Source organism: Rheinheimera sp. A13L, assembly GCF_000217935.1.
Taxonomy (GTDB): Bacteria; Pseudomonadota; Gammaproteobacteria; order Enterobacterales; family Alteromonadaceae; genus Pararheinheimera.
This window is the reverse complement of sequence record NZ_AFHI01000010.1, coordinates 22,830-35,946: the sequence shown is the minus strand read 5'-3', so window position 1 is coordinate 35,946 and position 13,117 is coordinate 22,830. Positions and strand designations below refer to the sequence as shown.

Sequence of the window (13,117 nt, the reverse complement as noted above, 5' to 3'; positions counted from 1 at the left end):
AAGGAGTGCCCTGAAGGTACACTCCTTTTTTAACCACTAGATAAGGCATTACTTCTTGGCGGTGCCTACTTCGACTCTGCTTTTCAACTTCTGGCCAGGTCTGAAGGTCACCACGCAACGGGCTGAGATAGGAATATCTTCACCTGTTTTTGGGTTACGGCCTGGCCTTTGGTTTTTTACCCGCAGGTCAAAATTACCAAAACCTGACAGTTTTACCTGGTCGCCTGCTTCCAAAGCAATGCGGATCTCTTCAAAAAAAGATTCGACTATTAATTTTGCATCGCGCTTGCTGATGCCAAACTTGGTAAATAAACGTTCTGCTAAATCGGCTTTGGTAAGCGCCATTCTTAATCCCTCAACGTTGCGTTGAACTCTTTGCTCAGCACCTCGACCACGGAAGAGATAACCTGTTGGATATCTTTATCTTCAAGCGTTCGCGCCTTGTCCTGCAAGGTTAAAGCTATAGCCAATGACTTATGGCCTTGTGCTACACCCTGCCCTGTGTAGACGTCAAACAATTTTAGGTCAACTAATTGATTTCCGCCAACTTTTCTAATAGTAGCAAGGATATCTGAAAAACGCACATCAGATTTCACAACAATAGCTAAATCGCGACGGTTTGCAGGATATTTTGAAGTTTCCTGAGCTAAAACAATATGTTTATCACCAAATGCTTCCAGCTCAACTTCAAATAAAAAGGCTTTGCCTTTGATACCCAATTTGCGTTCCGCTTCCGGATGCAAGGCGCCAAGTATACCTACAGCTTTACCATCCCGGTTTAACTGAGCCGTTTGACCCGGATGTAAGGCGCTGTATTGACCTGTAGCGAAAGTAAAACACTCTGTAGCTGAAGTGCAGCTTAACAGCGCCTCCACATCACCCTTAACATCATAAAAATCAACGGCCCGCTCAGCCATGGTCCAATGTTCGTTGCCATAACTGCCAACAATCACGCCCCCTAAAACCGGCACCTGACGTACACCACCTTCAGCGTTCGCATCAGGGATAAATTTCAGGCCATATTCGAATAAACGAATACGGTTTTGCTGACGGTTCTGGTTGTATTGCACAGCTTGCAATAAACCCGGCCACAGGTTTAACCGCATCGCCGACATATCAACCGAAATTGGATTAGGTAATACCAAAGCCGCCTGACCTGGGAATAAAGCGTCCTGCACCTTAGGATCAACAAAACTATAAGTAATAGCTTCCTGATAACCACGGGCGACTAACAAGTCACGTAAGCTGTGGACAGAAATACGACTTTCCTGATGTTTGCTCATCGCAAGCGCAGCTTGTGGCGCTACATTAGGAATATTGTTGTAGCCGTAAACCCGCGCTACTTCTTCGATTAAATCTTCAGGGATTGAGATATCAAAACGGTAGCTTGGTACTGTCACCTGCCACTGGTCAGTTGACACTTCAACCTGCATACCTAAACGCTGGAAAATTTCAGTCACAGTCTCTGTCGCTATGCTGATACCTAAAATACGGTCCAACTTAGCGCGGCTTAACGAAATTTGTGCAGCTTTTGGCAGGTGCTGATCTGACACAGCTTCCACCACAGGGCCTGCTTCACCACCAACAATAGCTAACAACAAAGCTGTTGCTCTTTCCATGGCTGTGCGTTGCAACTCTGGATCGACGCCACGTTCATAGCGGTGTGATGCATCTGTATGCAAACCGTATTGACGGGCCATACCTGCCATTTCAACCGGAGAGAAAAATGCGCTTTCAAGGAAAATATCGGTGCTGTCTTTGGTGACACCACTGTGTAAACCACCAAAAATACCAGCCATAGCCAGCGCTTTTTCGCTATCTGCAATCACCAGTGTATTGGCTTTTAACGTCACTTCGTTACTGTCTAAAAGCACCAGTTTTTCGCCGTCTTTGGCCATACGCACATCAATATCACCTTCGATTTTTGCTAAATCAAAAGCGTGCATTGGATGACCCAACTCCAGCAATACGAAGTTGGTCACATCCACCACAGCATCAATAGAGCGGATGCCAGAGCGACGTAATTTTTCCACCATCCACAAAGGTGTGACAGCCGCTGTGTTGATATTACGAATCACACGGCCTAAATAACGTGGACAAGCCTGAGGCGCTGATAACTGAATGCCTTTGATGTCGCTGATAGTAGCAGCAACAGCGGCAATGTCCGGCTGTTTGACGTCTAAGTTATTCAGCACACCTACTTCGCGGGCTAAGCCTTTTAAGCCTAAACAATCAGCACGGTTTGGCGTTAAATCCACTTCAATGGCATTGTCGTCCAGCGTCAGGTACTGACGAATATTCTGCCCCAGCGGCGCATCAGCAGGCAGTTCAATAATGCCTTCTGAACTTTCGGCCATGCCAAGCTCAGACAAAGAACACAACATACCGTTGGACGGCTGACCACGTAACTTAGCGGCTTTAATTTTAAAATCGCCAGGCAATACAGCGCCTACTGTCGCAACCACCACTTTTAAGCCCTGACGGCAGTTGGCTGCACCACAGACGATATCTAATAATTCGCCAGAGCCAATATCGACTTTAGTGACTTGTAACTTATCGGCTTCCGGATGACGACCACATTCAACCACATGGCCCACTACAACACCGCTAAACTCACCGGCAACAGGCTCGACACCGTCTACTTCCAGACCGGCCATCGAAATTTGTTCTGCTAACTCATTGGTCGATAACTGCGGGTTGACCCACTCACGTAACCAGGATTCACTGAATTTCATTATCTGCTCCCGCTTATCTGAATTGCTTTAGAAAACGCAGATCGTTTTCGAAGAATGAACGAAGGTCTGTTACGCCATAACGCAACATGGTCAGACGCTCAACGCCCATACCAAAAGCAAAACCGCTGTAGATTTCAGGGTCGATGCCAACAGAACGTAATACATTAGGATGCACCATACCGCAGCCTAATACTTCCAGCCATTTGCCGTTTTTGCCCATCACGTCTACTTCAGCTGAAGGTTCTGTAAAAGGGAAAAAAGACGGACGGAAACGGATTTGCAAGTCTTCTTCAAAATAGTTATTGAGGAAGTCGTGCAAAATACCTTTGAGTTCAGTAAAGCTGACGTTTTTGTCGACCATCAAACCTTCGACCTGATGGAACATCGGGGTGTGGGTTTGATCGTAGTCGTTACGATACACACGGCCAGGGGAAATGATCCGCAGCGGAGGCTGTTCTGTTTCCATGGTACGAATTTGCACACCAGAGGTCTGGGTACGCAGCATCTGCTTTGGATTAAAGTAGAAAGTGTCGTGATCAGCACGGGCCGGGTGATGCGCCGGAATATTCAGCGCGTCAAAGTTATGGAAATCATCTTCGATTTCCGGGCCATGTTTGACTTCAAAACCCAGCTCACCAAAAAAGCTTTCAATACGGCGAATAGTGCGGGTCACAGGGTGCAAGCCACCAGCTTCTAACACACGACCTGGTAAAGTGACATCAATTTGCTCTTTTGACAGTTTTTCTGCCAACTCAGCCTGTTGCATCAGATCACGTTTATTGTTTAACGCATCCTGCACTTGCTGTTTTAAGTCATTGATCTGTTGACCTGCAGTTTTGCGGGTTTCCGGATCCATAGCACCTAAAGATTTCAGCAACTCAGTGATGCTGCCTTTTTTGCCCATAAAGGCAACACGTACCTCGTCCAGTGCGTTGATATCATTCGCTACAGCGACTGCCTGTAAGGCTTCTTCTAAAATGGCGGTTAAGTTCATCGCTATCCTCAGACCAGCGTTAATTCCCTGAGTAGCTGCAGCCACAGCTTTCTGGGCTGTGGCGTTACTCCCTTTGGGTAAAGATGTCGTATAAAAAGGTGGCAATAATACACCAGATTTGCGCTCAGGGCTTGGGTAAAATAAGGCTTTTTTTAGTTCAAAGGGCTAATAATCAGTGAGATAAGCTCAGCATATCTTTGACAAAAGGAATGGTCAGCTTACGCTGATGCACTATGGATGCTTTATCCAGTAAATCGAGAATTTGCACCAGCTCTCTAATATCACGTTGCTGACGGTTGAGTAAAAAGCGTGCCACTTCGTCCGGCAGCTCCATGCCACGTAAACGGGCCTTTTGTTGCAGCAGTTTTTGTTTATCTTCGTCGCCTAATAAACGCAACTGAAAACTGGTGCAGGCCTGCAAGCGTGAGACTAAATCCGGCAAGGTAATACCCAGTTCAGTTGGTGCCTGATCGGCAACAATAATCAAAGCTTTGCCCTGCTCTGTCATGCGGTTGTACAAATCAAACACCGCCACCTGCCAACTGATATCCCCAGCTATCGCCTGAATATTATCCAGACAGACAACATCCAGTTCTTCCAGTTGATCCAGAATACGGGGACTCCAGGCTTTAAAATCTTCCAGACTCAGCAACTGGCTGGTTAAACCCAGCTCCTGCGCCTGCACACAAGCTGCGTATAACAAATGTGATTTGCCACTGCCGCTGGCACCGAACAAATACAAAGGCAGTCGATGTTCAAAGGGAGTGGTTAAAAAATGTTTGATATAACCTACCACAGGGCTGGTTTCAGCCCCATAGAAGGTATCAAGAGTTTCATCTTCCGGCAGCGTCACTGCCAGAGTGTATTGCACCGGAGTCATTAGTTCGGAATATACCTGTAACGTAATACGGCAGGTAAAGCTTCTGGCACTGGCTCTGCTGCCTCTTTTGCCATTTCTGCCGCCATTTCAGAAAACAGCTCGTCCGCTGCATCTGTTGATTCGATTGGAGTGATGTGTTCAGCCTGGGTTTGCAGCGATTGGAAACGGCGTTCCAGCGATAAAGAATTAATAAAGGCACTGCGGTCTGCCGCCAATTGCACTTTAAACTTCAATAAATCAGCTTTACGTTCCTGCACTGTGACTTGTTTTACCGACAACATAGCTCCCAATAGCTGCTGGACCTTGACCTGATCAACAAAGTTAGTGAGGCCTTCGATATCCAGCTCAAGCTCAATATCTCCCTGCTGACTGCCTAACTGAACCGCAAATTTACCGGCAAGTTGGGCTGTCAAAGCTGTTAAAAACTGACTGGCTAATGCTTGCTGTGAACTGGCCAGCAGTTCATTGCTGACCAACTGACCAGCCTCATAACCTTGCCAGGTTAATCTGTATTGATCGGCAGAAGGCTGATCGAACAACAAAATCAGCGTTTGATCCGCGTTAAAAGGCAAACTAGCCTGCTCAATCAGCAACCAGTTACCAGCCCATACATCGTCCTGGGTCAAGGATGGCACATAGGCATCGTTGGCGGTAGGTAAATCTAACGGTAAACCAATAGCCAAGGCCTGTTGCTTTAAATGCTCCAACACAGGATGAGCAGCACCTTGCATAAATACCCGGCTTTCAGAGGTTTGCTCCACAGCCCAGAGTACGATGGCAGGGCGTCTGCTGCCCCAAATCGCGATCTGGTGCTGACTTAACAACTGCTGCACTTTTTGCTCGTCCAGCCCTACTTTTAATGCAGGCCCCTGCTCTGAACTGACTGCAGCAAAGGTTTTAATATAGTTACCGGCATTTTTCAGCTCGGCTTTGATAGCCGCTTGTTCAATCACTTGAGGATTAACTGTCACTTTCACCAAGACCTGCGCCAGTGCCTGTTGTTGCCAGGCACTTTGGCTTTGACCTGCAGGCACAACGGACTGATACAAATCAGTCAATTGTTTTGCGTGCGCAACACTCATACACGCTATCAAACATAATACAGCACTAAGTAATCTCATCTTTTACCCTTAACCTGCTAATACTCTTAACCAGCTAAAACAGGGAAAATACCCTTTAAGCCAAGACTGATAAACTCAATGGAGATAGCCGCCATAATAAGCCGAATCACCAGGTTTGCCCTCATAAGCGTGCTATTTTACCTGATAAGCGCATCAGGATCGCCAACAGAATAGCAACAACACCTATTTCTGCTGAAATTATAAGGTTATGAAGCCAGCCGTCCGCTTAGTTGGCATACAAAACAACAGAGCTGATGCCGACAAAAATGCTCAGCTCATACAGCTGACTCAGTATCTGCTGCCTTTTATTTGCTTTTGAAGGCAATTAAATTGAGCCTAATCATAGCGTTATTTTATTCATCCTGCACCGCTTGGCGCAGATACAGTAGTTTTTGATGCTTGCTGTCAGACTCTGTTCAAAGAAGGCTGCTGATAGTTGCAACAAGCTTCCGGTCTTCGCCAGAGGCGAAGGCGTGATAGCGGCGAAATGCAAAACTGTTGGCATTTCGAAAGACCGCTATCACCCTGCATTTTCGACATACCGTCCTTCCATGGACATCGTCGAAAATATGCTCCTGCATTTTCGACATACCGTCCTTCCATGGACATAAAAAAACCACCCGCAGGTGGTTTTTTTTAAATCTGGCTCCGGAGTCATCCGGCTTTGACTTTACACACTACCTACACTTTGTCAGACAGCTGCATAGGACTTTGGAAACAGGCACAAATGCATTCAGCTTTCACTTGTTTGCAAGCAAGCTATTACAGCTCTATATTATCTTTTCTGATTATTTGCACCAGAGTCTGATGCAAAGCCGTGATTTGATCGGCAGACAATACTTTGCCTGAGCTATCACGCCAGCTCAGGTTGGTGCCAAGGTCTGCTTTTGTCAGCACTAACTGATAGTCACCAGGAGTCAAAGGCACAGCAATAGTCTCTTTACTACCCCACAATGAATCCCAGAAGCCCGCTTCAGGTTGCTGATAAGTCAGGAAAAAAGTGTACTTGGTTCTATCCAAATCGTTAACCAAAAATCCATTCTGTTCAAACATCAGTTCTAACTGTGACCAGGCTACATCAATAGACTGGCCTGTTAGCATGGCCGCATTGCCTTCAGCATCAAATCCTGTGGTCAGAGTGATCTGACGTGACTGAGCTTTTTTCTGTCTAATCTGCGCCAGTTCTACCGTAGCCACTTTATCTACAAAACGATTGAGGAAGTAAACTTCTTCACGTTTTTGCGCTATCGCAGACAGTTTAGAATCTTTGTCAATAAAACGGTGCTGAAGTAACTGGACCCGCACACCTACAGAGCGACCATGGCTTTTAGGTTCAAATACCATCAGGAAACGACTTTGCTCTTTTTCGACCATGTTCTTCCATAACCAGAAACCTTCTTCTTCGAAACGGCTGACCCAACCGGTCTCAAAGACTAATGCGTCCTGATCTTTTTGCGTAATTTCGATTTGTTTTTCCTGACCAAAATCCTGCAGACTCTTTTTCAGGTAAGGCAATAACTCACCGGAAAACTCTGAACGTTCAAACCAAATCCGTGCTTCTTTTTCTTCTTCTTCCACTCTGCTATTGGTTGCAAGAGCCAGCACCTGCATAGGCGACTTCAGCTCCACTTCCGTCACTGGAGCGTTTGGCGTTGGAGGAATATCAAATTGTGCCGGTCTTTTCGCAGCGGCTAAACCAGCCGGAACTTGTAACTCAGCCACTGGTTTTGCCTCTGGAGCCGCTTGATCAGCAGCATCTTCAGGGAATAAAGAGCAACCAGAAATTAATAACGAGGCAGCTAAGCTTGCCGGGATCCAATACTGCACTATAAAACTCCTACACATTAATCTGGGCTTGTTTCAGCGCTTGTTCGATTACGCTTTGATGAATTGGTTCCAATCGGGTTAAAGGTAATCTTGCCATATCATCAGCAATTAACCCCATTTTCAGCAGTGCCCACTTACTCGGAATAGGATTGGCTTCGATAAACAACTGATGATGTAAGCCCTGAAGCTTGTGATCGAGCTGCGTTGCCAATTCTGTATTTTTTTCTATCGCTGCTTTTGACATCTGGGCCATCAAAGCAGGCGCTATATTGGTGGTCACCGAAATGACGCCATGGCCACCTTTTAACATAAATTCGCAGCAACTTGCATCGTCACCACTGAATAATAAAAAATCTGCCGGACACAAAGCCTGTAATTGCGCCAGACGTTGCATAGAACCCGTTGCTTCTTTAATACCCACAATGTTCGGGGTTTTTGCCAGTTCAGCCACAGTTTCCGGCAATAGATCCACGCCGGTACGACCAGGCACGTTATATAAAATAACAGGCTTGTCAGTGGCGGCAGCAACGGCCTGATAATGCGCCAGCATGCCTTTTTGCATAGGTTTATTGTAATAAGGCGTGACGGTTAAAAAACCTGCTATGGGTAATGCCGATAAGGTTTTGGTCTTGTCCACCGCATCAGCAGTTGAGTTCGAGCCATTGCCTGCGATCACGGGAATACGGCCATCAACCTGTTCAAGAACAGCCTTGAGCACTGCTAATTGTTCGGCAAAACTTAAAGTAACGGACTCGCCAGTAGTGCCCATAATCACCAATGCGTCAGTTTGATTGCTTAGATGGAAATCCACCAGCCTCTTCAGGCTGCCATAATCCACAGCACCATCAGGACCCATAGGGGTGATCAAAGCAACAATACTTCCGCTAAACATGCTAAAGGCTCCATAATTTTCAGGCTGCCTATGGTAATGACGCACGACAACAAACACAAGCAAGGGACTGTCACACAGGTGAAATTTACGCTAAATATGCTAAACTTCGCAGCCGTTTTTCATTCAGAGACATCAACTTAGCATGCCACAACAATTGGTCGTCACTGCAATAGGTGCAGACAGAACAGGGTTGGTCAGCCGTCTGGCGCGTCTGGTTACAGACTGTAACTGCAATATAGTCGATAGCCGTATGGCTATTTTTGGCAACGAATTCACTTTTATTATGCTGTTATCCGGTGATGCAGTGGCCATCAGCCGCATAGAACATTTATTGCCTGGATTAGGTTTTGAACTTGATCTGCTCACCATGACCAAACGTACATCTGCTCAGCCCACCGCAGCGGTAAGCGCACATTATGTGCTGGAATACACAGGTAAAGATAAAGTGGGCACTTTGGGTGCTATCACCACTTTGCTTGCCAATCATCAGATCCATATAGGTGCGCTGCGAACTGAAACGCTGACGGACGCTAAAACTCAGCAGCTGTTAAACCATTGCACTATGACGGTACAGTTGCCGCAAGGTGCGCAGATTGAACTGATTAAGCAGGACCTGTTTGTCTTACTTGAACAGCTTCAACTGACAGGGTGTTTTGAAGCTCAGCTATAAACAGAAAGTGAAAAGGAAAAACGATGAACAGATTAACCGCAGGACAACAGGCGCCGGATTTTAGTTTGCCAGACCAGACAGGTCAGATGGTACAGCTCAGCACTTTATTAAAACAAAGTCGTGTATTGGTCTATTTTTACCCTAAAGCTATGACACCAGGCTGCACAGTACAGGCCTGTGGTTTACGCGATAGTAAAACGCAATTGGCGAATTTTAATGTCCAAGTTGTAGGTATTAGTATTGATGCGCCTGCCCGTTTGGCGAAATTCGAACAAAAAGAGCAGTTAAACTTTACTTTGCTGGGTGATGAAGATCACAAAGCTGCAGAAGCCTTTGGGGTTTGGGGTGAAAAGAAATTTATGGGGAAAGTTTATGACGGTATTCACCGTATCAGCTTCCTTATTGAGCAAGATGGCAATGTCAGTCAGGTATTTGATAACTTTAAAACCAGTAATCACCATGATGTGGTGTTGGCTTACCTGAAAGGTCAGGCTTAACCCCGTTAGTCCTGTCCATCTGGATACCAGCCGCATTTTCGGTACTTTTTTACGGTATCCTTTATGCTCAATTTTTTAATCTGTTTAAAAAAGGATCCGTGGTATGCGTAAATTATCCCTGTTCAGCCTGATTGTCGGACTTAGTCTGACCACTCAGCCCCTGCTGGCTGAATCCTTAAAAACTGAAAAAGTAACACTGGACATGCAAACGCTGTCTTCCGGATTGAGCCACCCATGGGCCATGCAATTTTTGCCAGATGGCTCTTTCCTTGTTACAGAACGCACTGGCACTTTACGTTACATCAGCAAAACCGGCGAAAAAAGTGAGCCGATTCAAGGCGTGCCAGCTGTGCATGCCAAAGGCCAGGGTGGATTATTAGGCCTGGTGCTTGATCCGGATTTTGCCAAAAACAAAACTATTTACATCAGTTACAGTGAACCTCGCGATGGTGGTGTCAATGCGACAGCAGTTGCCAGTGCCGTACTGGATGGCAAGAGCTTAAAACAGCTGAAGGTCATTTTCCGTCAGGCTGAAGCCATTAACAGCAACCACCATTACGGTGGCCGTTTGGTGTTTACTCCTGCAGGAGAATTGTTTATCACTTTGGGTGATAGAGGTTCACGTCGTGATGACGCTCAAAAACTGTCAGGCCACTTTGGTAAAGTAGTGAAAGTGAATAAAGATGGTTCAGTTGCTGCCGGTAATCCTTTTGCAGGCCAGGCTGATGCCAAAGCCGATGTCTGGTCTTATGGACACCGCAATATTCAAGGTGCAGCCATTCACCCACAAACCGGCTTGTTATGGACTCACGAACACGGTCCTCAGGGCGGCGATGAAATTAATATAGCAGCTGCAGGTAAAAATTATGGCTGGCCTGTGATCACTTATGGTGAAGAATACGGTGGTGGTGTGATAGGCCAAAAAACTAAAGAAGGTTTAGAGCAACCATTGCATTACTGGGTGCCATCCATAGCCCCAAGTGGTATGAGTTTTTACACTGGCAGTCAAATCAATGGCTGGCAAAACAACCTGTTAGTAGGCTCGCTTAAATTTGGTCAACTGGTACGTTTAGAACTGACAGGCGATAAAGTCAGCCATGAAGAACGTATTCGTATCGGTTCCCGCATTCGTGACGTGCAGGCAGGACCAGATGGCGCAGTGTATCTGCTGACAGACGAAAATGACGGTAAGTTATTACGTTTATCACCACAGTGATGAGAACCTCCTCTACATGAATTATTTACCTTTTAAACTGAGCGCTCTGGCGCTCAGTTTTTTTTCTGTCGCCTTAAGCGCAGAAGACAGACTTCCTGATGAAATCATTGTGATCACAGCTCAGGCGCAGCAATCTCCGTGGATGGGCAGTGCTGCCAGTAGTTTTCGTAAAGACTTTAACAACCCTTCGCTGCAAATAGATGCCGCCGCTTTATTGCAACATATTCCCGGCATTCAGGCCGACAGCAGAGCCAACTATGCTCAGGACAGCCGGTTAAGTGCCAGAGGTTTTGGTAGCCGTAGCAGTTTTGGCATTCGGGGCATTCGCTTGTTGCAGGACGGTATTCCGCTGTCCAGCCCGGATGGTCAGGGTCAGCTTAGTTCAGTGTTGTTGGATCAGCTGGCATCCGTTGAAGTGCTGACAGGCCCTCTTGCTGTCTTGTATGGCAATGCAGCCGGTGGTGTAGTGGCGTTGCAAAGCCGCTGGCCAACAGAAAACTCTGCTTCAGTGCAACTAAGCCACAGCCAGTTTGCCCGCCAACAGCTACTATCCGGCGCTTTAGTGCAGGGCAAGCATGCGACTTCACTTAGCCTGAAGAATGCAGAATTACAAAGCTCACGTCCACACAGCAATGCAAAAAAGCAACAAGCGCAGTGGTTATGGCAAAGTGCTTTTGATAACGAGCTAAAACTGCAACTGCGCTACGATTGGTCTTACGATCCTTTATTGCAGGATCCACTGGGGTTAACTGCACAGGAGTGGCAGGACAACCCTCGCCAGACAGCCGCTAATGCGCTGACTTTTGATACCCGTAAATTTAGCAAACAACAGCAATGGAGCCTGAACCTGTCGCAGCAACTGGATAGACAAAGCTGGCAGCTGGCCGCCTGGTCTGGTCAACGTGATGTAGGTCAGTATTTAGGTTTTGATGGTGCAGCCCCCACTTCGGCTGGCGGCGTGATTGATTTAAGCCGGCCTTATCAGGGATTGGATGCATCCTACAGTTGGCAGTTTAAGCAGCTTCGTTTAAGTGTTGGCGGCGCTCTGGAACAAAGCACAGATGAACGCCGGGGTTATGTCAATAATCAGGGTATACAAGGTGATTTGCGCCGCGATGAAGAAGGCGAAGTACAATCAGCTGATCTGTACAGCCGTTTTGTCTGGGATGTAAACCCTGACTGGCAACTCAGTGGCGGTGTGCGCCGATCTGAACTGGATTTTGATGTGACAGATTTTTATATCACGCCACAAAATCCGGACGACAGCGGCTCCACTTCGTTTGGCAAAACCTCAGCGGCTTTAGCCCTTAATTTTGCTCAATCTGAGCATTTATCCTGGTATATCAGCACAGGACGAGGCTTTGAAACCCCAACTTTTACTGAAATGGCCTACCAAAGTAATAGCGATGGCCTGAATTTGGGATTAAAAGCCAGCACCAATCAGCAATGGGAACTGGGGAATAAATGGCAGCAAAACAACTGGCGCTCCAGCGTGGCCGTGTTTTTGGTTGAAAGTGAAAACGAGTTAGTGGTAGACAGGTCCTTCGGCGGTCGCACCAGCTACCGTAATGCCAGCGAAACAAAACGGACCGGCGTCGAGCTGTCAGCATTATGGTTTGCTTCTGCTTCATGGCAACATCAATGGACTTTGACCCAACTCAATGCCAGTTTTGTGCAAGGCGATCTGGACGGTAAATTGCTGCCTGGTGTCGCCAAACAACAAGCCCAGTGGCAAATCAGCTGGATGCCGTTCCAAAGCTCTGAATGGATGCTGCAACTGGACACTTTGTATCGCAGCAAAGTAGCAACCAGCGATCAAAACCTGCTGTTTGCCCCTTCGTCTACTGTGTATCACCTGAAGCTGATGGGCGGATCCACTTTGCCTGCAATGCAACTGAGCTACTGGTTGGGTCTGGACAATCTGACCGATAAAAACTATGTCGGTGCTGTTGTGGTCAATCAGGCCAATGGACGTGCTTTTGAACCTGCATTGCCCCGTTCAGTTTCTTTGGGACTTAGCCTGAGTTTTTAATAGTATCGCAGGGCTTATCTTTCACGGGGTAAGCTCTGCATTTTGTTAAAAAACAGATTGTGTTGAACTTCGTCGGTTTTTTTCTGCCAAAGACAGTGAAATTAATCAGTGGCTTACCCACATTTAACTGAACCACTGTAGACTCCGTTTTACCCTGGCTTTGATAAATACCCTGATGCAACTTCAAGATCATCTATCTCTGTGTTGCGGTTACAGATTTATCAAAAAAAGCTGGGGTAAGCAGACCAAGTGA

At 46.7% G+C, this 13,117-nt stretch carries 11 protein-coding genes; 4 read left to right on the top strand and 7 right to left on the bottom strand.

All coding sequences use genetic code 11. The annotated features are described in order from the left end of the window. Positions 1 to 48: 48 nt before the first annotated feature. The 7 genes from ihfA to dapA all read right to left on the bottom strand — a co-directional run bounded on the left by ihfA (position 49) and on the right by dapA (position 8,449). A complete protein-coding gene (gene ihfA / locus RHEIN_RS06500; RefSeq protein ID WP_008898181.1) occupies positions 49 to 345 on the bottom strand; it encodes an integration host factor subunit alpha in 297 nt (98 codons plus the stop codon). Positions 346 to 347: 2 nt separating this feature from the next. Then, entirely contained in the window at positions 348 to 2,735 is a 2,388-nt protein-coding gene (pheT, locus tag RHEIN_RS06495; protein WP_008898180.1) for a phenylalanine--tRNA ligase subunit beta, read from the bottom strand. A 13-nt stretch (positions 2,736 to 2,748) separates the two neighbouring features. Then, entirely contained in the window at positions 2,749 to 3,729 is a 981-nt protein-coding gene (gene pheS / locus RHEIN_RS06490) for a phenylalanine--tRNA ligase subunit alpha (protein ID WP_008898179.1), read from the bottom strand. Between the two features lie 172 nt (positions 3,730 to 3,901). Beyond that, entirely contained in the window at positions 3,902 to 4,609 is a 708-nt protein-coding gene (hda, locus tag RHEIN_RS06485) for a DnaA regulatory inactivator Hda (protein WP_008898178.1), read from the bottom strand. Next, positions 4,609 to 5,691: a DUF2066 domain-containing protein gene (locus tag RHEIN_RS06480; RefSeq protein WP_158005468.1), complete on the bottom strand. Its 1,083-nt coding sequence runs from the start codon at positions 5,689 to 5,691 to the stop codon at positions 4,609 to 4,611. Before RHEIN_RS06480 ends, hda begins: the two co-directional genes overlap by 1 nt. An 801-nt stretch (positions 5,692 to 6,492) precedes the next feature. Then, positions 6,493 to 7,557, bottom strand: a complete 1,065-nt coding sequence (bamC, locus tag RHEIN_RS06475) for an outer membrane protein assembly factor BamC (protein ID WP_008898176.1) — start codon at positions 7,555 to 7,557, stop codon at positions 6,493 to 6,495. A 10-nt stretch (positions 7,558 to 7,567) separates the two neighbouring features. Beyond that, positions 7,568 to 8,449, bottom strand: coding sequence for a 4-hydroxy-tetrahydrodipicolinate synthase (gene dapA, locus RHEIN_RS06470; RefSeq protein ID WP_008898175.1), 882 nt, complete (start codon positions 8,447 to 8,449; stop codon positions 7,568 to 7,570). A 142-nt stretch (positions 8,450 to 8,591) separates the two neighbouring features. On the opposite strand from dapA, the gene RHEIN_RS06465 reads away from it, so the two are divergent. From RHEIN_RS06465 to RHEIN_RS06450, 4 genes are all read left to right on the top strand, one after another. Next, positions 8,592 to 9,119 (top strand): glycine cleavage system protein R, encoded by a 528-nt coding sequence (locus RHEIN_RS06465; RefSeq protein WP_008898174.1) that lies wholly within the window; start codon positions 8,592 to 8,594, stop codon positions 9,117 to 9,119. A 23-nt stretch (positions 9,120 to 9,142) separates the two neighbouring features. Next, positions 9,143 to 9,616, top strand: coding sequence for a thioredoxin-dependent thiol peroxidase (gene bcp, locus RHEIN_RS06460; protein ID WP_008898173.1), 474 nt, complete (start codon positions 9,143 to 9,145; stop codon positions 9,614 to 9,616). 103 nt (positions 9,617 to 9,719) lie between these two features. Then, positions 9,720 to 10,832, top strand: coding sequence for a PQQ-dependent sugar dehydrogenase (locus RHEIN_RS06455; RefSeq protein WP_008898172.1), 1,113 nt, complete (start codon positions 9,720 to 9,722; stop codon positions 10,830 to 10,832). Positions 10,833 to 10,848: 16 nt separating this feature from the next. Continuing rightward, entirely contained in the window at positions 10,849 to 12,864 is a 2,016-nt protein-coding gene (locus RHEIN_RS06450; RefSeq protein WP_008898171.1) for a TonB-dependent receptor family protein, read from the top strand. Positions 12,865 to 13,117: the final 253 nt, after the last annotated feature.